The sequence below is a fragment of the Dolichospermum sp. LEGE 00246 genome, from assembly GCF_015207865.1.
GTDB lineage: Bacteria > Cyanobacteriota > Cyanobacteriia > Cyanobacteriales > Nostocaceae > Dolichospermum > Dolichospermum heterosporum.
On the sequence record NZ_JADEWA010000046.1, the window covers coordinates 1 to 19,878 of the forward strand.

Genomic DNA, 19,878 nt, shown 5'->3' on the forward strand with positions numbered 1-19,878 from the left:
GGGTTAGGGTGGGGTAAAAAATATTTGATACATCAACCATAACTTTTCAAACACCCTCTTAATCCTCACTGTCTCGATATAACTCCTGTAAATCTTGTAATTGGGTTTTACGAGAAATTCGGCGATATTTTTTACTTTCCAGTTTTGGTTCGTACTGACTTTGACCTTTACCTTTAGATATTAATTTCAGACTTGATTCCGGGTCAGCTTGTTGGTTAATATGGCTTTGATAAGCGATCGCATCATCCAGAAATTCTAAATAATGCTGATATCGTTCCCAGTCACCACTCACAGCACAGTTTGGCTCATCTTTATGGATACAATCACTAAAGCGACAATGAGCCGCAGCTAGGCGTTTTCTTGCTTCTGGGAAATAGTGAATTAATTCTTCGGGACTACAATCTAAATCTGGCTGATTAAAACCAGGAGTATCTGCTAATAATCCACCTGTAGGCATTTCAAATAATTCTACATGACGGGTAGTATGGCGACCACGGGCTAATTTACCGGAAACTTCCCCCACCCGCAGGTTGATATCGGGAATCAAACTATTAATCAAGCTGGATTTTCCCACACCAGAAGGACCAGCAATCACAGTAATTTTATCCTGCAAATATGTGGCTATTTGGTTAATATTAATGTTGTTTTGAACGCTAATAAATAAAGGTTGATAACCCCAAGCCAGTAAGCGATCGCTAATTTGCTGTTTTTCTTCTAAAGAGACTAAATCACATTTATTCAAACATAACAGCACATCAACTCCTGTAGACTCAGCCTTAATTAAAAATCTACTCAATTGAATAGGTTCTAAAGGCGGGTCTGCAACCGCAAAAACCAGGAGAATTTGATTGACATTAGCGATCGCTGGGCGATTCAATAGACTATGACGCGGTAAAACCTCACCCACAGCCCCCCGTCCCCCTGCCCAATCTGGTTCTTCAATAATTACGCGATCGCCCACCATCACCTGCTGACCAATCTTTTTTAAGCGCGTTCTTCTTGTACAGAGGAGGATAGGGGAAGAAGGTGACAGGTGACAGGGAACAGGTGACAGCGAAGAAGGGGAAGAAGGTGACAGGTGACAGGGAACAGGTGACAGCGAAGAAGGGGAAGAAGGTGACAGGTGACAGGGAACAGGTGACAGCGAAGAAGGGGAGGAAGAACTTTCTATTATTTCTGAACTCCTGAACTCCTGAACTCCTGACTGTTCACTGAGCGAAGCCGAAGTGCTGACTCCTTCTACTTCATCCATCTGCACCCGATAAAAATTAGCCTGTACAGCTAACACCGTACCCAATAACTGTTTAGTAGAAATATTTTCCCCTGTCATGCCACAGTAACCGGACGACGGATAACCAGGGAAAAATAGCCAGTACAATCTGTAATTTGTTCCACTTGATAACCAGCCATTGTCAGACTATCAGGAACTTGTTCTATCGGTTCACCCGGATCTAACCAGACTTCCAACAAATCGCCAGGAGGCATCTTTTCCAGAAATAATTTTGTCCGCACAAAATTAATCGGGCAAGGAGTACCACGTAAATCGAGTTGAGCATCAGGGGTGAATACAGAAGACCCAATCATGACTTAAACAAGCCTCCTAAGAAACCTTCTAAACCACCCTTACCAGTTCTGTCTCCCTTAATTTTAGCCAACTTCTCCAGTAGTTCTCGTTCCTCTGGGATGATCTTCGTGGGAATATCAATTAACACCGTCAACAGATGATCACCACGACTCACAGGATTACCCAGACGGGGAACACCACGATTTTCTAATTTCATGATTGTATTCGGTTGAGTTCCAGAGGGAATAATTAACTCCACAGGTCCATCTACCGTATTTACCTCCAATCGGCAACCTAAAATCGCTTGTAAGTAGCTAATTTTAATTTCCGAGCTAACATTAATGCCCTCACGATGAAATTCTTCATCTTCATTGACAAACAAGTAAACGTATAAATCACCTGGAGGACCATTCCGTTGACCCGCATCTCCTTCTTGGGAAATCCGTAGTCTTGTGCCATTGTCCACACCGGCGGGAACATTAATTTTCAGTTTCTTTGTAACCTGATTTGCGCCCTTACCATCACAAGCATTACACTTATCTTCCACCACTGTTCCTGTGCCATCACAGGTGGGACAAGTTGATACTTGGGTAAAGCTACCAAAAGGAGTTCTCGTTACCCGTCTAACTTGACCTGAACCGCTACAGGTGCTACAAGTCCGGGGGCGAGTTCCTGATTTAGCTCCAGAACCAGTACAAACTTCACAGGTTTCTAAATGGGAAATCCGAATTTCCTTTTCTCCACCAAATACCGCTTCCCGAAAATCTAATTTCAGGTCTAAGCGCAGATCATCGCCCCGTACTGGTCCGCTCCGCCGTCTTTGTTGGGGTTGTCCACCTGGAGCAAAGCCGCTGAAAATGCTCTCAAAGATATCGGCAAAACCACCCATGTCACCCATATCCTGGAAACCAGGACCAGCCGCAGCCGCGCCAGAAACACCTGCTTCACCAAAGCGGTCATAACGGGCGCGAACTTCTGGTTCAGACAGGACTTCGTAGGCGCGGTTAATTTCCTTAAATCGTTCCTCTGCCCCAGATTCTTTATTTACATCTGGGTGATACTTTCGGGCTAGGCGGCGATAAGCCTGTTTAATCTCTTCTTTCTCGGCGTCACGAGAGACACCCAGGGTTTCATAATAGTCTCGGGCCATATAGCAAGGTTAAAATTTAGAAGGAAGCAGAATTACAGAAAATACTAGCTAATAGGTTCAAGGTAACACTTTAACAAGAATACAGACTTTTAGGAGTGCAAATAGCGGGGATTAGCGTTAGTCATGCTCTTTTTTAATTTTTGTTAATAATTATTATTTTCTTGGCATTAGTGTCCACAATAATGATCATAGGGTATGTTTAAAGTGGTTGCTTAAGCGTCTAGAAAAGAGTAAATCTGTCCTTATTTTTCCTAGACCAGGGTTTTGTCTGGGATTTTTCCGCTGTTCGTAAAGACAAATTACATTAAATCGTTCCTGCTATATTATTGTGCTATTGAAGTGTGGAAAACCCACCTATTGATTATAGGTACTAGCCGTACTATTAAATGTGGAAAACCCAACCTATACTTTTGGCTAGGTATATGGTATGCCTGTGTTAAGCAGATATTTGGCATGGTAAATTTCTATTACGCTGTGGCGTAAGTGAATGAACCATTCTAAATCCTCCAAAAGCCTATACTGTCTTCATTTTGACTTTTGACTTTTGACTTTTGACTTCCGCCTTGCGGTACTAGTACGCTGTGGCGTAAGTGAATGGACCATTCTAAATCCTCCAAAAGCCTATACTGTCTTCATTTTGACTTTTGACTTTTGACTTTTGACTTTTGACTTCCGCCTTGCGGTACTAGTACGCTGTGGCGTAAGTGAATGAACCATTCTAAATCCTCCAAAAGCCTATACTGTCTTCATTTTGACTTTTGACTTTTGACTTTTGACTTCCGCCTTGCGGTACTAGTCTATGGTCTCATAATCAACTTGTGAGTTATTTTCTTCATCTAAATCAACGTTGAATTGTGGTATTTGTGAGTTGGGTAAGGAAGAATGATATTCTTCTGTGAGATTGATTTGCGTCACATCTTCTGATTTAGAATCTTCCTCACTAGCCTGGTTGTAAACGTCTGTACCAATAGCAAAGATAGTTTGTTGGAAATCCTCTAAAAGTGTTTTAAACTTCCCTGGGGACAGATTGGAGTTGTTCATTGCGGCTTGTAGTTGTTCAACTTTCTGATTAGCCACAGCCATCAATTGCTCACTGACCAAGTCTGGATTATCCCGTAATGTTGAATTATAGGTGAACAAAAGATTATTAGCTTGGTTTTTGAGTGCTACCAGTTCTTTACGTCTTTGATCTTCCTCGGCGAATAATTCAGCTTGTTTCCGCATTTGCTCAATTTCGTTGTTGCTTAAACCGCCTGTACTTGTAATGCGGATGCTCTGTTCTCTACCCGTACCTTTATCTTGCGCCGCAACTTTGAGGATGCCATTCACATCAATTTCAAAAGCGACTTCAATTTGGGGAACGCCGCGAGGAGCAGGGGGAATGCCACTGAGGAGAAATTTGCCCAGACTTTTGTTATCTTTAGCCATAGCGCGCTCTCCTTGGAGGACATGAACTTCTACGGAGTTTTGACCATCAACGGCTGTAGAAAATATTTGAGCTTTGCTGGTGGGTATGGTGGTATTCCGGTCAATAATTTTGGTGAATACTTCTCCTAGTGTTTCAATCCCTAAAGATAAAGGTGTGACATCTAAAAGTAACAGGGTGTCTAATTCCCCTGCCAAAACCCCAGCTTGGATAGCTGCACCCAAGGCTACGGCTTCATCAGGGTTGACGGAATGATCTGGGGTTTTACCATTGAAAAATTTAATCAGGGCGTTTTGAACAGCAGGAATGCGGGTAGAACCCCCGACTAGAATAATCTTATCTATATTCTGTGGTTTGACTTCTGCATCTTTGAGAGCTTGCATTATGGGGGCGATTGTCCCCTCGATTAAACTCCCTGTGAGTTCTTCAAATTGGGACCGGCTGAGTTCCATTTCCAGATGTTTGGGTCCGCTGGCATCAGCCGTGATAAATGGCAGGTTAATGGAGGTAACAACCAGGCTGGATAGTTCGACTTTGGCTTTTTCCGCGGCTTCTCGCAGGCGTTGGAGTGCCATTTTGTCTTGGGTAATGTCTATCTTCTCTTCTGCCAGGAATCGCTCCACCATCCAGCAGACAATGGCATTATCAAAGTCGTCTCCGCCGAGATGATTATTACCACAGGTGGCTTTAACTTCAAAAACTCCATCTCCTAGTTGGAGGATAGATACGTCAAATGTGCCTCCGCCTAAGTCAAATACTAGGATTAATTGTTCTTGATCTTGTTTGTCTAAACCGAAGGCTAGGGCGGCGGCGGTGGGTTCGTTGATAATTCTTAATACTTCTAGCCCAGCAATAGTACCTGCATCTTTTGTGGCTTGTCTTTGAGCATCTGTAAAATATGCTGGTACGGTAATTATGGCTTTTGTTACTTCGTCCCCCAGGAAATTTTCCGCGTCTTGCTTGAGTTTTTTCAAGACCATAGCGGATATTTCTTGGGGTGTGTAGTTTTGGGCGCGAATTTGGACATCAACGGTGTTATCCCTGCCTTTGATACAATTATAAGGGACACGACCGCGCTCTAATTCTGTGTCTTCCCAGCGACGACCGATAAATCTCTTGATACTGTAGACTGTGTTTTCGGCATTGGTTACAGCTTGTCGCTTGGCTAGTTGTCCGACTAAGCGATCGTTAGCTTTACCAAAGGCTACGATACTAGGGGTAGTACGTCCACCTTCGGAGTTGGCAATTACTTTTGGTTGCCCAGCTTCCAAAACAGCGACACAACTATTTGTAGTCCCTAAGTCAATCCCAATAACTTTTCCCATACTTGAATTATTTTTAGTAAGATGCTCTGCCGTAATTACTCACAAGTGGTTGTGTCTTAGCTACAGGCAATGAATTTATGCAACCTTTATTTAAAACACATTATAAGCGATCGCTTACACAGATGCTACCGTTTTAAAAAATTACTATTACATTGGCATTCATGATTGATGATTCTAGTTTGAGGCTCCTAAATTTCAGAGACTTCAATTGGTACAGGTATCTCGTTGACCCGCACCAATTCACCATCTACATTACTAAAGCAGGTTGCTGAAAAAATTGCTAATATTCCTAATAGGGAAGAAAGACAAAATATAGCAGGGTGTACAGAGATTTTAGCGGGCTTGAAATTTGAAAAAGATTTAGTTCGTCAATTTTTACGGGAGGATATTATGCAAGAGTCAGTCATTTATCAGGATATTTTACAAAAAGGTAAAAAAGAAGAAGCTGTCAAATGGATTACCAGTTTTCTCAATTATCGCTTTGGTGACGTTAATTCATCACTAATAGCCGAAATTCAGGTATTATCTTTACCAAAATTAGAAGCCATGAGAAATGTTTTATTTGATTTTGCAACAATAGCAGATTTGGAAGTTTGGTTAAAACAACAAGAATGATTATTGCTTGTCACTTGTCATTTGATATCATACTTGCCAAGATTACAAGGATTGGGTTTACCAAAAATCATCTTCAACAGGGTCTGAACCAAGCATAAAATCAAAATTACCTTCACCCCTGCTTTTCTTCAATATTTCCATAATTTTTGTGGGGTTATCGTGGGGACCGCTGACATAAAATGGGTTTCCATTGCGACCACATTCAATACGTATTGTTCCATCCCATTCTCCAATGTGCGCTCGTGATTTTTCAAAGTCTTTGTGTGGTTGAAATCCTAAGCTTAGAGCGTATTCACAAGCACTAAATATCATCCCTTGGGCAACTTCAAGGGGAATCTCTTGCGGTTCTCCGGGAAATAGATTAAATAATGCTGCTACATCTTCTTGAAACTTTATCCTGTCTACTGTACGTGGTGGTATGGCATCTTTAACACCCAAGCACCTCTATTTTTCTCAATTAGGTATTCCCTATCACCGCTTGAGTATGAAAACAGAAATAGCTGTAAATAGTCGCATGGTGGGGGTGCGTGTTCCTGATTTAGTGGTATTTTCTGAAGAGTTAGCACAGGTGATGCAAAATGCTACACGCTCTTTAATTTTAATGGATATGCCGCCCCCTTTGTTGGTGGTTGAGGTGGTGAGTCCAAATCAGGAAAATCGAGATTATCGTTACAAGCGTTCTGAATATGCAGCGCGGGGAATTGCTGAGTATTGGATTGTTGATCCGATGGGGCAAAAGGTGACGGTTTTGGAGTGGGTGGAGGGTTTTTATGATGAGCGAGTTTTTACAAGGGATGAGGTGATTTGTTCGCCGTTGTTTAGTGATTTGAAGTTAACTGTGGCTGAGGTTTTACAAGGATAAAATACGAACGCAGATAAACGCAGATGAACACAGATAAAATTTTTCTTTTGCCAGCAAATGTTTGGCTTGAAGGTGGATGTTGTTACTAAGAACGGGCTTAAACCCCGGATTCGTGAGCGTGTTTTAGCTGAGGCTATTTATATATAATGTATATTACCGAAGAGCAAAAAATTATGCAAATTACTTTAGACATACCTGATGAAATGGCGCGAAATTTAGAATCTCGCAAGGAAGATTTACCCCAAATTTTGGCTTTAGGATTGCGAGAAATTAGTGCTAATCCGGGGACGGGTTTTTCTGGACTAACTGAAGTTTTAGAGTTTTTGGCAAAGTTACCATCTCCTCAAGAAATTTTAACTCTCCGTCTTTCTCATCAGCTTCAGGCTGAAATTGAATCTCTTTTAGACAAAAATCGTCATCAAGGTTTAGATGAAAGCGATCTGTGTCTGTGGCAACATTATGAGTTTATTGAGCATTTGGTACGTCTTGCTAAGGCTCAAGCTTTGCTCAAGTTACAACAAGGTGCATGAGTGAAACTTATATTCCTACTAATTTCCGAAAAATTGTATTTGAACGCACTCAGGGGTGTTGTGAGTATTGTCTAATTCCAGAGATGTTGGTTTTGGCTACTCATCAGATTGATCATGTGATTGCAGAAAAACATGATGGTGCAACGGTGTTAGAAAATTTGGCACTGTCCTGTTCGTTATGTAATCAGGCTAAAGGTAGTGATATTGCTTCAATTGACCCAGAATCTGGTGAGACGGTGAGACTTTATCATCCGAGAAAGGATAATTGGGGTGAACATTTTTTGTTTGATGTAGAAAGCGGTATGATTCAGCCTTTAACGCCAATTGGGCGGGTGACTGTTAAGTTATTGCGGGTGAATCGTGTGGAGTATCTGCCTGTGCGTAAGATAATTGCTCAATTGGAATCAAATAAAAATGAATGAATTAGAGAATATGCTCAATACTATTGCCAAAGCCCTGAAACCCTATTGATATCGTCACGATTTTCTTGGGTTTCAGACATATTTTGGAAAATTGGCAATAGTATTGACATCATCTGATAATTTTGAAAAGTTTCGCGCTAAAGCACGGGCGTTTTTGCGATCGCATCAGGATAATATAGTTATTTTCAAACTGAGAACTAATAAACAACTAACTCCATCAGATTTATCAGAACTAGAAAGCATATTAGCAGAAAGTGGTATCGGGGAAACTGAAGATATTATCCGCGCTAAAGAAGAGTCACAAGGATTAGGCTTATTTGTTCGTTTTCTAGTAGGACTTGATAGGGAAGTAGCCAAACAGGAATTAGCTCGTTTTATATCTGACAAAAAGCTTAATGCTAATCAGATAGAGTTTGTGAATATGATCATTGACTACCTCACAGAACATGGTGTCATGGATGCTGCACTTCTCCATGAATCTCCATTTACTGACATTACACCACAGGGACCCGATGAATTATTTACCTCCTCCCAAGTAGATGAATTGATTTGTCTACTGGAAGAAGTTTATGGCAGGGCAGTCGCATAAGCGATTTAATGAGAGAGAAAATTTTCGCTCTTATTAAAGAACAGGACTTATATCCCATTGTTTTCATTCAACGAAAGTGCCATTTCGTGTAATTTGAGGGAAATGGGCGCGTTACTAGGGGCAATTTTTGTAGATTTTCCAGGCAATGCCTACTGCGGGTACTTTGCGCGATTCCTAGGTCGCGCTTCGCTATCGCTCCCATCAAATCATCTGCTGTTGACATTACATCTTCCCCGCAAGGGGATGGAAACATAATAGTTTGACCAAAAACAGTCTTTCTATTGTTTTCAGGATTGACAATGTGTGTACTGCCTGTTTTTGAGCCAGTTCCGCCAGTTCCTCTACTAAAACTGGCGATATACTGCATTAGTAATTCCTCTTATTGATATACTTAAGTAGGTGGACGTGAAATAACCAAAATGTGTAACGATATGTAAATTCACCTCGATGGGGTATTGTCGTTGAGTTTTAGCCATTTCAAAAAACGAAATATATTTTGATTTTCCTCCGCCCACAATACACTACATAAAACATTCATGACAGAAATTAAAACACTCCAGGACTTTATTAAATTAAACTCACCTGCGATTTTAATCACAGAGGCAAATCCTAGTCTAGTTATACACATTCAAAAACTGTTAAATATCGAGGCTGATGGGATTGTTGGTGAATTAACAAAGCAAGCTTTTATTGAGTTTAAGGAAGACAATAATTTACAATATCCTCTTGGTTTGGGTGTAACTACAGCTAAAGAGTTGCTAAAACTCGTGGATAATGAAGATTCTGGATATGAAGACAGTTTAGCCCTTCCCGTGTTAAATAAAGCAGCAGGGTCTAAAACTGGGGCATTTATGAAGCTACCGGGAGGAGAGATAGTTTACGCAAATCAATATATTGTTGAAGGTATTCCTTTGACTTGGGGCGAAGCTACTAAAAATTGTACTCGTATTCCCACAAGTTCTGAATATGTTGCAAACGCAATTAAACTAGCTAGAACTTGGGGTGAAGTGCGTGATAAATTTGGGTCGCCTATGACAATCACTTCAGGATATCGCCCACCAAGCGTAAATAGGTCTGTGGGTGGTGCTAAAAATAGTCAGCATTTATATTTCCGCGCCCTGGATATAGTACCTTTGAATAAGGATTTTAAGAGGTTATGGGAAGTCTTGAAGATATCTGACTTTACCGGATTGGGAGACGCTGTATTTATGGGAAAAAACAAAGGATTTTTTCACGTGGACACTCGACCGGGTAATCGAGTAATTTTTGCTTATTAAGTATAACTAAAACAGAATAAAAAACCCTCTGAATATAATATTCAAAGGGTTTTTCTGTTTGGCTCTGTTTAATACTTAACCTATAATATGTTGACATTACATCTTCCCCGCAAAGGGATGGAAACTTTGTCATAAGCGAACTGCTTGCAGCAGCGCTTGGCGATCGCTGTAATCTGATTATTTATTACTCGCAAGAGAATAAAAACTTTGTCATAAGCGATCGCCTTCTGCAATCTAATTATTTATTACCCACAAGGGGATAGAAACTTTTAATGAAGCGATCGCTGTAATCTCATTATTTATTACTCCCAATGGGATAGAAACTTTGTCATAAGCGAACTGCTTGCAGCAGCGCTTCGCGATTCCTAGGTCGCGCTTCGCTATCGCTCTAAAGTTCCTACTAGCTAATCCCCAATAAAACTTAACGATTCTCAAACCCCGACAAATCAAACAGGGGTTCTATGGGTATATTTGCAGCCAATTCCCCAAATCCCCCCTCTTCCATCTTCTTTCTCAGTGCTTCCAGGTTTTTCTGCTTATCTTGGGAACTCTGCCCTTGTTTCATCAAATCTTTAAAATCCTTAGACTTTCTCGCCATAGTGCCTCTCCTGTTTTAAATTGTTTTAAATTGGTACTAACTCAATCTTAATTACTGCATTACTGCATTACTTACTGCGTCACGTAAGTTTCTGAAACTGTATCTGTGCCTGAACTGATATGTCCATTAACGGAATTGCCAACAAAGTCAAAACATTGTTTAGCATATTCTCGTCCTTTAAATTGAAATAATTCTGCTGCGCTATTTGCTCTTACATCTTCACCTTGCCATTTTAAAGTAACAAGATATTTTTGAGCAGGAGAAACTGGTAAATCACGTCCCATTTCCCGTAATTTTTGGTGAAATTCACTGATAGCTTGCAGTTCTGATTTAGAAAATTGTACATTAATAGTGACATTGGTGGGAGAGCCACGCCAATTACTACCTAATAATTCATAGTTAAATCCTGGCCAATCTAAATCAGCAGGTTTGTTTAATCTTTCTGTAGCTGTACCTAATGTGGATGCAATAGCTTGTAAAATACTGGTTTTTCCAGCACCATTTACACCAATCAGAACAATTAAATCTTCTGCTAAACCTGTTTCAGGATCAGTAAAATCTAACTCCTGATCTCGAAATTTCTTAAAATGTTTTAGCTTAACGTTTTGAACTTTCATATTAATTTGCTTTTCAGTATACTCTTCAATATATATTTAGCAATGTTAAACCCTGATCAATTAATTGTAAAATCATCTATTGTCATCCCACATCCACAACAAAAATAACGGACTTCCTTATCTGCGTCTATCCGCGTTTATCTGCGTTCAATTACTTCCACCCAACCACCTAACTTTTTTCCACCAAATAACCACAACGATGTTCACCATGAATCAACCAGTGAGTCCGTTCCACAGTACAATCTGGGAGAATAGCCGCAAACATTTCCAATTCATGACCACAAACGCTGGGAAAAGATTCCGCAACATCAGAAATAGCGCAGGTATGTTCCACAAAAATGAATCTTTCCGCACCACTAGCATCTGATTCCACAGCGTGAAACTCCGCCATAAAACCTTCAGCTTTTCGCAATTCTATCAAAGTTGCGACTCGTTCCTGTAAAGAACCAGTACCCACTTTTTCCCGATATTCTTGAGCTTTACGTTCCCACTGTTTCCGTAAAATAGATTTTACTTGGTCACGTCCCACAGTTTCCGCTAAAGTGTCCAAGAGAGAAACCGCAAACTCGCCATAACCATCACTTAAGCGGTTGACGCTTTTTTGCAAGTGTTGTCTTCCGCCCCGACTCAAGTGATAAACGTGCTGAGGTCTGCCCATACTCGGCTGTGCTGATACCGAATATATAACTAGCTCATCCGTCTCTAAATCCTTTAAATGACGGCGAATCGCTTGGGGACTCACATCCAAAAAGTTAGCCAACTCAACAGCCGTTGCTTTTGAGTGTTTTAATAGATACTCTAGGATATCCTGCTTAGTTGAGGTCTGCTGGGTAGTCGCCATCTTCTTTACTAGACGCTTCGCAAACGTCCCAAAATAAAAAACTTTTTTCTGAAAATTTAACTTAAACAACATTGTTGTTGTTAATCTATCGTACAATGAAATATAGATTAAACAACAGCCGAGTTGTTTTAGCTGTTAAACCTATTCTAGCAGTCCTGTTAGGAATCGGTAACACAAAACGGGAATTAGCTTTGTGCAACCCGTCGCCCGTCCTTTAAAGAGAACATAAGAGAAACGATGAGCGCATCCGTCACCACTTTAGTCAACCAACCTTATAAGTACGGCTTTGTTACCGATATTGAAGCCGATACTATCCCTCGTGGGTTAAGCGAAGATGTTGTTCGCCTGATTTCCGCCAAGAAGAATGAACCGGAATTCATGTTGGAATATCGCCTCCGCGCATATCACCAATGGCTGAAAATGACAGAACCAACTTGGTCTCATGTCCAATATCCGCCTATTAATTATCAGGATATTATTTATTATTCCGCACCGAAACAAAAGAAAGCTAAACTCAACAGTTTAGACGAAGTTGATCCGACTTTATTGGAAACCTTTGCAAAATTAGGTATTCCTTTAAATGAACAAAAGCGATTAAGTAACGTTGCTGTTGATGCGATTTTTGATAGTGTTTCTGTGGCTACTACATATAAAGAAAAACTCGCTAAAGACGGTGTAATTTTCTGTTCTTTCTCGGAAGCACTGCAAGAACACCCAGAGTTAATTAAAAAATATTTGGGTAGCGTTGTTCCCATTGCTGATAATTATTTTGCGGCTTTAAATGCGGCTGTATTTAGTGATGGCTCTTTCGTCTATATTCCCAAGGGACTAAAATGTCCTATGGAATTATCTACATATTTCCGCATCAATACCGGTGATACAGGACAATTTGAACGGACTTTAATTGTCGCCGAAGAAGGAAGTTATGTTTCTTATTTAGAAGGTTGTACAGCGCCAATGTACGACAGCAACCAATTACACGCGGCGGTTGTGGAATTGGTTGCTTTAGATAATGCCGAAATTAAATATTCTACTGTACAGAACTGGTACGCTGGGGATGTCAATGGTAAAGGTGGAATTTACAACTTTGTAACTAAACGTGGTTTGTGTCAAGGTGTGAATTCTAAGATTTCTTGGACTCAAGTAGAAACAGGTTCTGCGATTACTTGGAAGTATCCCAGTTGTGTTTTAATTGGTGATAATTCTGTGGGTGAATTTTACTCGGTTGCATTAACAAATAATATGCAGCAAGCTGATACTGGAAGTAAGATGATTCACGTGGGGAAAAACACCCGCAGTACAATTATTTCTAAAGGTATTTCTGCTGGTAAATCTAGCAATAGTTACCGGGGTTTGGTGAAAATTAATCCTACAGCAAAAGGCGCGAGAAATTATTCTCAATGTGATTCGATGTTAATTGGTGATAATGCTCAAGCTAATACTTTTCCTTATATTCAAGTTCAGAATAATACGGGTAAGGTGGAACATGAGGCTTCTACTTCTAAAATTGGTGAAGATCAATTGTTCTTTTTTGCTCAACGGGGTATTTCTTCGGAAGATGCTATTTCGATGATGATTAGCGGTTTCTGTAAGGATGTTTTTAATCAGCTTCCTATGGAGTTTGCTGTTGAGGCTGATAAGTTGTTGAGTCTGAAACTAGAGGGTAGTGTGGGTTAAAAAAACGAACCACAGAGGCACAGAGTACGCAGAGAAAGAGAGGAAGAGAAGATGATTGTTGAGAATAGTGATTTGATTTTGTCGGTTAAGGATTTGACGGCTGATGTTGATGGAACTCAGATTTTGAAGGGGTTGAATTTGGAGGTTCGCGCTGGGGAAGTTCACGCGATTATGGGTCCAAATGGTTCTGGGAAGAGTACGTTTTCTAAGGTTTTGGCGGGACATCCAGCTTATACTGTTACTGGTGGTGAGGTGGTTTTCCAAGGACAAAATCTTTTGGATATGGAAGCCGCAGACAGGGCTAGGAGTGGTGTGTTTTTAGCTTTTCAATATCCTCTGGAAATTCCTGGTGTGAGTAATTTGGATTTTTTACGGGTGGCTTATAATTCTCGTCGGAAGGCTCAAGGTTTAGAAGAGGTTGACGCTTTCGATTTTGATGATTTGGTTGAGGAAAAGCTGGATGTTGTGAAGATGAATTCTTCTTTTCTGAATCGCAGTGTGAATGAGGGTTTCTCCGGTGGGGAAAAGAAGCGGAATGAAATTCTGCAAATGGCGATTTTAGAACCTAAATTAGCTATTTTGGATGAAACTGATTCTGGTTTGGATATTGATGCTCTGAAAATTGTCGCTAATGGTGTTAATCAGTTAACTAATGCTGAAAATGCGACGATTATGATTACTCACTATCAGCGTCTTTTAGATTATATTGTCCCTGATTTTGTTCACGTTATGGCGCAGGGACAAATTATTAGAAGTGGTGGTAAGGAGTTGGCTCTTGAGTTGGAATCTCGCGGTTATGATTGGGTTCTAGAAGAAGCTTTGGGAGTGGGTGTATAATGTCTATTTCAATTAATGTAGAGACGTTTCATGAAACGTCTCTACAACAAAATCTATTAGATAGAGATGCTTTTTTAAGTGGTTTGTTAAGTCGGGTAACTACCAAAAAATCAGATGGTTGGTTACAGGATTTGCGCGACGGTGCTGTTAATTGGGTGCGTCATTCTGTTATCCCCAATACCCGCGAGGAAGAATGGCGATTTACTGATTTATCACCTCTCAAACAGGTGGATTTTAATAATGTAGAGACAATTCATGAATTGTCTCTACAAGATGATTTTGTTTTACCTGAAGTCTCTGGGCGGTTAGTTTTTATTAATGGTGTTTATTCACCTGATTTATCTAATACTGAAAATTTACCTGCTGGCTTAATTGTTGGTAATTTGGATGTTTTACCTGGTGAAGTTGTTCAGGAATATTTAGCGCAAGCTGAAGGTGCTAAAGAAGTTTTTACGGCTTTAAATACTGCGGCTCTAAATGATGTCGCGGTGGTATGGGTTGCTAAAAATGTGGTTGTGGAAACTCCTATTCATTTACTTTTTGTTTCTGTTTCTGGTGAGTCTGCAACTATTTCCCAACCTCGTGTTTTAGTGGTAGCTGAAAGTAATTCTCAGGTGGGTTTGATTGAGGAATATACGAACCACAGAGACACGGAGAACACAGAGAAGGAAGTGTATTTTACTAATGGGGTAACGGAAATCTGGGTAAATGAAAATGCTCAGGTGAGTCATAATAGGGTTGTGCGGGAAGGTGCAGCGGCTTTTCATGTTGGGAAAACTGCTGTTACTCAGGCGCGATATAGTCGTTATAATTGTAATGCGGTGACGGTTGGTGGCAAAATATCACGTCACAATTTGGAGATTTTGCAAACTGGTGAGCAAACGGAAACGACGCTCAATGGTTTAACTGTGATTGCTGATAATCAATTGGCTGATACTCACAGTGCTTTGTCTTTAAATCATCCACATGGTGTGAGCAAACAGTTACATAAGTGCATTATAGGCGATCGCGCTCGTGGTGTCTTCAATGGTAAGATTTTTGTTCCTAAACCGGCGCAGTTAACTAACGCTTCTCAATTAAATCGCAATTTGTTGTTATCGTCTAAGTCGAGAATTGACACCAAACCTCAATTAGAAATCACTGCTGATAATGTTAAATGCGCTCATGGTGCTACTGTCAGTCAGTTAGAGGATGATCAAATATTCTACCTGCAAAGTCGCGGTATTGATGAAAATAATGCCCGGAAATTATTAGTTAATGGTTTCGCAATGGAAATTATTAACTTTATTCCTGTTGCTTCTTTGCGTGAGAGTTTGTTGAAAACTGTTACAAGTCTCACAAATAAATAGGCGATTAGAAATCGCGGCTATACAAACAAAGTCCGCCTTCGCGGACTCAAGATGTAAATTAAGGTATTGAACCCACGAAGGTGGGTTTCGCCTGTGTAGCTGCGGTTTCTAACCGCCCGGTGTAATTAAACCTAAAAACTCCTGAACTCTTTATTAAAAATGACCATCACTTCTACCAAATCTCTCGCTGATAAAGTCCGCTCTGACTTCCCCATTTTACATCAGGAAGTTCACGGTAAACCCCTGGTTTATCTCGATAATGCGGCTACTTCTCAAAAGCCTTTCGCTGTTTTAAATGCTTGGCGTGATTATTACGAACAATATAATTCTAATGTTCATCGTGGCGCACATTTCTTGAGCGGAAAGGCTACTGATGCTTATGAAGGTGCGCGTGATAAGATTGCTAAGTTTATTAATGCGAAATCACGTCAAGAAATTGTTTACACTCGCAATGCAACTGAAGCTATTAACCTAGTCGCTTACAGTTGGGGAATGAACAACTTACAGCCAGGAGATGAAATTATTCTCTCGGTCATGGAACACCATAGTAATATTGTTCCTTGGCAATTTGTGGCTCAAAAAACAGGCGCGGTTTTGAAGTTTGTCGAATTAACACCGGCAGAAACTTTTGATTTGGAACAGTTTAAAAACTTGATTTCTGACAAAACAAAACTGGTGTCTATTGTGCATATTTCTAATACTTTGGGTTGCATAAATCCAGTTAAAGAAATAGCCGAAATTGCTCACAGATACGGTGCGAAATTCTTACTTGATGCTTGCCAAAGTGTCCCCCATACTCCCATTGATGTTCAATCACTTGACTGTGATTGGTTGGTGGCTTCTGGACATAAAATGTGCGCTCCCACTGGCATTGGCTTTTTATATGGTAAGCTGGAAATACTAGAAGCAATGCCGCCATTTTTCGGTGGTGGTGAGATGATTGCAGAGGTATTTTTAGACCATTCCACCTATGCAGAATTACCCCATAAATTTGAAGCTGGTACTCCGGCTATTGGGGAGGCGATCGCACTTGGTGCGGCTATAGATTATCTTACTAACATCGGTATGGATAAAATCCATGCCTATGAAACCGAATTAACTGCCTATTTATTCGCGCAATTAGGGCAAATACCCCAAATTAGAATCTACGGACCAAAACCCAATGCTCAAGGGGAAGGGAGAGCCGCATTAGCCGCTTTTACAGCCGAGGGTGTCCACGCTAATGATTTAGCAACTTTGTTAGATCAAGAAGGTGTAGCGATTCGTTCTGGACACCATTGTACGCAACCATTACACCGTTACTTGAGTTTATCAGGAACTGCAAGAGCAAGTTTATCTTTTTACAATACTCTTGAGGAAATTGATATTTTCATCAAAGCATTGAAGGAGACTTTGGACTTTTTTGCTGGTGTGTTTGGCGATTGACACTCTCACTGTCTTTAGCCACTGAGATTCTTAGTTCAACGAATCCACTTAACTCAAACCCCTTGCGGTATTTAAGCCAGAGGTGGTTCTCTCCCCAAGCGTTAACTTTCCCTCTGCCCGAAGGTAGTTGCATCATCTCGTTCCCAGTCTCTGACTGGGAATGAATTCTAGAAGGCTCTGCCTTCAATGATATTAGAGGCAGAGCCTCATCAACTGCATTCCTAGTCAGAGACTAGGAACGAGATGTGGTAGGGATTTGAGCTTAAATTAACACATATCAGCTTTTGCTTTACCCCTACCCGCGGAATCTTAGCAGTATTGTATTGAATCCTGACCCTAGTTAAAATGTTGCATATACATATACAAAGTTAGTAATTTCTAGGAAAATATGCCATAACAGAAGCTAAGATACTCCGATCATTAGGTGTCTATAGATGAAATATTCTCAGATTCAATTTAGCCAAAGCCTTGCGGATATTGATCTTTTCCAACTCCAAGAACTGTTTAATCTGGCTGCTTTTTGGGCAAAAGGACGTAGTATTAAGGATTGGGGTATAGCTCTTGCTAACAGTGAACCTGTTATTTCTATCTGGGATAGGGAATTATTAATTGGTTTTGCTAGAGCCACCTCTGATGGCATCTATCGCGCTACAATTTGGGATGTTGTCATTCATCCAGATTATCAAGGTAACGGATTGGGTAGCAAGTTGGTGGAAACGGTTTTAAGTCATCCCCGAATGCAGAAGGTAGAGCGTGTATACTTAATGACAACGCACCAACAGGAGTTTTATGAAAAGATTGGTTTTCAAGTCAATAACACCACAACAATGGTTTTAGATAATCAATCTAATTTTGAGGCTTTTGTCACTGAAGAGATTTGTTTGCAAGAGTCCCTGTAGGTATGGATATTTGCAGTCTAGTTAACTGCGATGTTTCTTCCTGGTTGGTGGGAAAAGGCAAAATTTCTAATTTTCCTCCCATCAATTCTACCAGACGTTGATTGAGTAAAAGTTTCATTCCTGGTGATAAATCTATATTTTCCTGAGTTGTTTGCGGTTCTGATTTCATCAAATGCAGAGATTCATTTGTGATTACTGTATCAGTGGGTATGTCTAACCAAATATTGACCCAATTATCTGGAGATTGTAAGTTGCTAGAAAGATGTATATTCCCTTCTTCCATGTTAGCAATTGTTGTATCTATCAAATTGATTAATACTTGTTTGAGCCAATGGTAATCTGTCAAAATCTGAATTTCTGGATCTGACGGTGATAAAATAAAAGGATAATTGCGGTTAACGGCTAGTAAATAAGTTAGTTCATAAACTTCCTGGAGAAATTCACTTAATTGCAAAGCCTGAATATCTAATTTATTTCTACCAGATTCAATTTTGGAAACATTGAGAATTTCATCAATTAGTTTTAATAATTTCAGAGATTTTTCGTAAGCTTGTTGGACAAATTCTCGCTCTTCTTGGGAATTTTCACACAAATCTGCCAAAATCAGTTGATGTAAACCCATCATACTCCCTAAAGGCGATCGCAATTCATGACCAATCCTAGCTAAAAAACCCCCTTGAAATTGGCTCATTTCCCGCGCCTGATAGTAGGCTAATTGGGTTTGCTCTAATTCTGCCAAAAGTGGGTTTTCTTGCTGTTGTGGAGCATTTTCAACGGGAACGGATGCAGATTTGCTAGACTGAAGGAATAATCTACAAAAACCTATTCCTAATCCTATTCCCGCGCCTAAATATAGCCAGTTACTAAAATTCATAATTATCTAATTTAATACTACCTTGTCGTAAAATCTGCCAATTGTTCCCTGTCCATTTAGCAACGGTGGAAGGTATTCCCAAACCTTGGTATTCCGTTGATTCTAATGTTAAAACCTCTGGAAATTGAGCTTCTATAGCTGCTTTGGTTTCTAAAGCTGGTTGTCCTGATAAATTAGCGCTAGTTGTCGCCATTGGACCAGTTTGCGCCAAAATAATTTGAGCAACTGGATGATTGGGGACGCGAATTCCAATAGTAGTCGGTTCAACAGGATTCATGACAGTGGGAATTTTGTCACTAGCTGGTAAAACTAAAGTTAAAGCACCTGGCCAATATTGATTAACAATTTTTTGCCAGGTTTGATATTCTCTTTGGCTACCTTGAACATAATCCCATAAATCTTCGGCTTTGGCAGCCATTAAAATTAAAGGTTTATCAAAACTACGTTGTTTCGCAGCATAAATTAATTCTGCTTGTACTGGTATGGTGGCTAATGCAGGGACGGTATCTGTAGGGAAACTGATGAGTTTTCCCGCTTTTGCAGATTCTATTAGGACTGATAATGAAAGGTTCATAAAGATGGTTTTTCTGCTGGTGTTTTGAGTTAAGGATAATTTTTTTGATATTATTATCATAGTAGAAATGGGGTTTAAAAACATGACTCAACTAACACCAAAACAACCAGCAAGAAGAGGAAGAATTTTCCCTGAATTGACTTTATCGCCGGAAGAATTGGCTAGACGTGAAGCGGAAAGAGAAGCATTTCACAAACGTTGTCGGGCAATTTTTGAGCGTGTACGTCCTGAGTTGATTAAAGAATATCATAATTGGTATATTGCCGTAGAGCCAGATAGTGGTGATTATTTTGTTGATCAAGATATAGAAGTTGCTAGTCAGCAAGCGCGAGAGAAACACCCTCATGCTGTACATTGTATGTTTCGGTTAAATGAAATTGGAGCAGTTGGGAGAATATGATAGAGGGTTATTTTTGTTATTATTAAT

General features: G+C 40.2%; 22 protein-coding genes. 12 read left to right on the forward strand and 10 right to left on the reverse strand.

Annotation, left to right across the window (positions count from 1 at the left end; all coding sequences use genetic code 11):
* Positions 1-58: 58 nt before the first annotated feature.
* From rsgA to dnaK, 4 genes are all read right to left on the reverse strand, one after another.
* Positions 59-1,330: a small ribosomal subunit biogenesis GTPase RsgA gene (gene rsgA / locus IQ228_RS05290; protein ID WP_193962346.1), complete on the reverse strand. Its 1,272-nt coding sequence runs from the start codon at positions 1,328-1,330 to the stop codon at positions 59-61.
* A complete protein-coding gene (locus IQ228_RS05295) occupies positions 1,327-1,584 on the reverse strand; it encodes a sulfurtransferase TusA family protein (RefSeq protein WP_027401832.1) in 258 nt (85 codons plus the stop codon). The genes rsgA and IQ228_RS05295 overlap by 4 nt, the downstream gene beginning before the upstream one ends.
* Entirely contained in the window at positions 1,581-2,714 is a 1,134-nt protein-coding gene (gene dnaJ, locus IQ228_RS05300; protein WP_027401833.1) for a molecular chaperone DnaJ, read from the reverse strand. The genes IQ228_RS05295 and dnaJ overlap by 4 nt, the downstream gene beginning before the upstream one ends.
* Before the next feature lie 792 nt (positions 2,715-3,506).
* Entirely contained in the window at positions 3,507-5,465 is a 1,959-nt protein-coding gene (gene dnaK / locus IQ228_RS05305) for a molecular chaperone DnaK (RefSeq protein ID WP_193962347.1), read from the reverse strand.
* Between the two features lie 225 nt (positions 5,466-5,690).
* Here dnaK and IQ228_RS05310 point away from each other — a divergent pair, with 225 nt between their 5' ends.
* Complete coding sequence (locus tag IQ228_RS05310; RefSeq protein ID WP_228043704.1) at positions 5,691-6,080, forward strand: DUF4351 domain-containing protein; 390 nt, start codon at positions 5,691-5,693, stop codon at positions 6,078-6,080.
* Positions 6,081-6,137: 57 nt separating this feature from the next.
* On the opposite strand, the gene IQ228_RS05315 is transcribed toward IQ228_RS05310, so the two are convergent.
* Positions 6,138-6,518: a hypothetical protein gene (locus IQ228_RS05315; RefSeq protein ID WP_228043705.1), complete on the reverse strand. Its 381-nt coding sequence runs from the start codon at positions 6,516-6,518 to the stop codon at positions 6,138-6,140.
* Between IQ228_RS05315 and IQ228_RS05320 the strand changes: the two genes are divergently transcribed.
* The 5 genes from IQ228_RS05320 to IQ228_RS05340 all read left to right on the forward strand — a co-directional run bounded on the left by IQ228_RS05320 (position 6,499) and on the right by IQ228_RS05340 (position 9,760).
* Positions 6,499-6,942 carry a Uma2 family endonuclease gene (locus IQ228_RS05320; RefSeq protein ID WP_080683846.1) on the forward strand — a complete coding sequence of 148 codons (444 nt, stop codon included), beginning with the start codon at positions 6,499-6,501 and terminating at the stop codon, positions 6,940-6,942. The genes IQ228_RS05315 and IQ228_RS05320 overlap by 20 nt on opposite strands.
* Before the next feature lie 146 nt (positions 6,943-7,088).
* A complete protein-coding gene (locus tag IQ228_RS05325; RefSeq protein ID WP_228043706.1) occupies positions 7,089-7,472 on the forward strand; it encodes a hypothetical protein in 384 nt (127 codons plus the stop codon).
* Positions 7,469-7,894 (forward strand): HNH endonuclease, encoded by a 426-nt coding sequence (locus IQ228_RS05330; RefSeq protein WP_193962348.1) that lies wholly within the window; start codon positions 7,469-7,471, stop codon positions 7,892-7,894. The genes IQ228_RS05325 and IQ228_RS05330 overlap by 4 nt, the downstream gene beginning before the upstream one ends.
* Positions 7,895-7,985: 91 nt before the next feature.
* Positions 7,986-8,483 (forward strand): type I restriction-modification enzyme R subunit C-terminal domain-containing protein, encoded by a 498-nt coding sequence (locus IQ228_RS05335; RefSeq protein WP_027401837.1) that lies wholly within the window; start codon positions 7,986-7,988, stop codon positions 8,481-8,483.
* 536 nt (positions 8,484-9,019) lie between these two features.
* Positions 9,020-9,760 carry a D-Ala-D-Ala carboxypeptidase family metallohydrolase gene (locus IQ228_RS05340; protein ID WP_027401839.1) on the forward strand — a complete coding sequence of 247 codons (741 nt, stop codon included), beginning with the start codon at positions 9,020-9,022 and terminating at the stop codon, positions 9,758-9,760.
* Positions 9,761-10,181: 421 nt separating this feature from the next.
* On the opposite strand, the gene IQ228_RS05345 is transcribed toward IQ228_RS05340, so the two are convergent.
* The 3 genes from IQ228_RS05345 to sufR form a co-directional block, all read right to left on the reverse strand.
* Complete coding sequence (locus tag IQ228_RS05345; protein WP_160170612.1) at positions 10,182-10,358, reverse strand: hypothetical protein; 177 nt, start codon at positions 10,356-10,358, stop codon at positions 10,182-10,184.
* A 71-nt stretch (positions 10,359-10,429) separates the two neighbouring features.
* On the reverse strand, positions 10,430-10,975 hold the full coding sequence (locus IQ228_RS05350) for an ATP-binding protein (RefSeq protein WP_228043707.1): 546 nt from the start codon (positions 10,973-10,975) through the stop codon (positions 10,430-10,432).
* A 169-nt stretch (positions 10,976-11,144) separates the two neighbouring features.
* The gene (gene sufR, locus IQ228_RS05355; RefSeq protein WP_027401840.1) at positions 11,145-11,816 is read right to left on the reverse strand and encodes an iron-sulfur cluster biosynthesis transcriptional regulator SufR; all 672 of its coding nucleotides are present in this window, start codon (positions 11,814-11,816) and stop codon (positions 11,145-11,147) included.
* A 237-nt stretch (positions 11,817-12,053) separates the two neighbouring features.
* Here sufR and sufB point away from each other — a divergent pair, with 237 nt between their 5' ends.
* The 5 genes from sufB (at position 12,054) to IQ228_RS05380 (ending at position 18,003) form a co-directional block, all read left to right on the forward strand.
* Positions 12,054-13,493 carry a Fe-S cluster assembly protein SufB gene (sufB, locus tag IQ228_RS05360; RefSeq protein ID WP_027401841.1) on the forward strand — a complete coding sequence of 480 codons (1,440 nt, stop codon included), beginning with the start codon at positions 12,054-12,056 and terminating at the stop codon, positions 13,491-13,493.
* A gap of 51 nt (positions 13,494-13,544) precedes the next feature.
* Positions 13,545-14,330 (forward strand): Fe-S cluster assembly ATPase SufC, encoded by a 786-nt coding sequence (gene sufC, locus IQ228_RS05365; RefSeq protein ID WP_027401842.1) that lies wholly within the window; start codon positions 13,545-13,547, stop codon positions 14,328-14,330.
* Complete coding sequence (sufD, locus tag IQ228_RS05370) at positions 14,330-15,679, forward strand: Fe-S cluster assembly protein SufD (protein ID WP_193962349.1); 1,350 nt, start codon at positions 14,330-14,332, stop codon at positions 15,677-15,679. Before sufC ends, sufD begins: the two co-directional genes overlap by 1 nt.
* Before the next feature lie 159 nt (positions 15,680-15,838).
* On the forward strand, positions 15,839-17,104 hold the full coding sequence (locus IQ228_RS05375) for a cysteine desulfurase (RefSeq protein ID WP_027401844.1): 1,266 nt from the start codon (positions 15,839-15,841) through the stop codon (positions 17,102-17,104).
* Positions 17,105-17,538: 434 nt separating this feature from the next.
* Positions 17,539-18,003: a GNAT family N-acetyltransferase gene (locus tag IQ228_RS05380; protein ID WP_027401845.1), complete on the forward strand. Its 465-nt coding sequence runs from the start codon at positions 17,539-17,541 to the stop codon at positions 18,001-18,003.
* Here IQ228_RS05380 and IQ228_RS05385 read toward each other — a convergent pair.
* Positions 17,969-18,877, reverse strand: a complete 909-nt coding sequence (locus tag IQ228_RS05385; RefSeq protein WP_027401846.1) for a sensor histidine kinase KdpD — start codon at positions 18,875-18,877, stop codon at positions 17,969-17,971. The two genes, IQ228_RS05380 and IQ228_RS05385, sit on opposite strands and share 35 nt — an antisense overlap.
* Positions 18,867-19,451, reverse strand: a complete 585-nt coding sequence (locus IQ228_RS05390; RefSeq protein ID WP_168467404.1) for an L-threonylcarbamoyladenylate synthase — start codon at positions 19,449-19,451, stop codon at positions 18,867-18,869. Before IQ228_RS05390 ends, IQ228_RS05385 begins: the two co-directional genes overlap by 11 nt.
* Before the next feature lie 82 nt (positions 19,452-19,533).
* Here IQ228_RS05390 and IQ228_RS05395 point away from each other — a divergent pair, with 82 nt between their 5' ends.
* Positions 19,534-19,851, forward strand: coding sequence for a hypothetical protein (locus IQ228_RS05395; protein WP_193962350.1), 318 nt, complete (start codon positions 19,534-19,536; stop codon positions 19,849-19,851).
* Positions 19,852-19,878: the final 27 nt, after the last annotated feature.

Excerpts from the sequence above, each read along its gene's own strand:
- rsgA (WP_193962346.1), bottom strand. The coding sequence starts at position 1,330 with ATGACAGGGGAAAATATTTCTACTAAACAGTTATTGGGTACGGTGTTA.
- IQ228_RS05295 (WP_027401832.1), bottom strand. The coding sequence starts at position 1,584 with ATGATTGGGTCTTCTGTATTCACCCCTGATGCTCAACTCGATTTACGT.
- dnaJ (WP_027401833.1), bottom strand. The coding sequence starts at position 2,714 with ATGGCCCGAGACTATTATGAAACCCTGGGTGTCTCTCGTGACGCCGAG.
- dnaK (WP_193962347.1), bottom strand. The coding sequence starts at position 5,465 with ATGGGAAAAGTTATTGGGATTGACTTAGGGACTACAAATAGTTGTGTC.
- IQ228_RS05320 (WP_080683846.1), top strand. The coding sequence starts at position 6,499 with ATGGCATCTTTAACACCCAAGCACCTCTATTTTTCTCAATTAGGTATT.
- IQ228_RS05325 (WP_228043706.1), top strand. The coding sequence starts at position 7,089 with ATGTATATTACCGAAGAGCAAAAAATTATGCAAATTACTTTAGACATA.
- IQ228_RS05330 (WP_193962348.1), top strand. The coding sequence starts at position 7,469 with ATGAGTGAAACTTATATTCCTACTAATTTCCGAAAAATTGTATTTGAA.
- IQ228_RS05340 (WP_027401839.1), top strand. The coding sequence starts at position 9,020 with ATGACAGAAATTAAAACACTCCAGGACTTTATTAAATTAAACTCACCT.
- IQ228_RS05345 (WP_160170612.1), bottom strand. The coding sequence starts at position 10,358 with ATGGCGAGAAAGTCTAAGGATTTTAAAGATTTGATGAAACAAGGGCAG.
- IQ228_RS05350 (WP_228043707.1), bottom strand. The coding sequence starts at position 10,975 with ATGAAAGTTCAAAACGTTAAGCTAAAACATTTTAAGAAATTTCGAGAT.
- sufR (WP_027401840.1), bottom strand. The coding sequence starts at position 11,816 with ATGGCGACTACCCAGCAGACCTCAACTAAGCAGGATATCCTAGAGTAT.
- sufB (WP_027401841.1), top strand. The coding sequence starts at position 12,054 with ATGAGCGCATCCGTCACCACTTTAGTCAACCAACCTTATAAGTACGGC.
- sufC (WP_027401842.1), top strand. The coding sequence starts at position 13,545 with ATGATTGTTGAGAATAGTGATTTGATTTTGTCGGTTAAGGATTTGACG.
- sufD (WP_193962349.1), top strand. The coding sequence starts at position 14,330 with ATGTCTATTTCAATTAATGTAGAGACGTTTCATGAAACGTCTCTACAA.
- IQ228_RS05375 (WP_027401844.1), top strand. The coding sequence starts at position 15,839 with ATGACCATCACTTCTACCAAATCTCTCGCTGATAAAGTCCGCTCTGAC.
- IQ228_RS05380 (WP_027401845.1), top strand. The coding sequence starts at position 17,539 with ATGAAATATTCTCAGATTCAATTTAGCCAAAGCCTTGCGGATATTGAT.
- IQ228_RS05385 (WP_027401846.1), bottom strand. The coding sequence starts at position 18,877 with ATGAATTTTAGTAACTGGCTATATTTAGGCGCGGGAATAGGATTAGGA.
- IQ228_RS05390 (WP_168467404.1), bottom strand. The coding sequence starts at position 19,451 with ATGAACCTTTCATTATCAGTCCTAATAGAATCTGCAAAAGCGGGAAAA.
- IQ228_RS05395 (WP_193962350.1), top strand. The coding sequence starts at position 19,534 with ATGACTCAACTAACACCAAAACAACCAGCAAGAAGAGGAAGAATTTTC.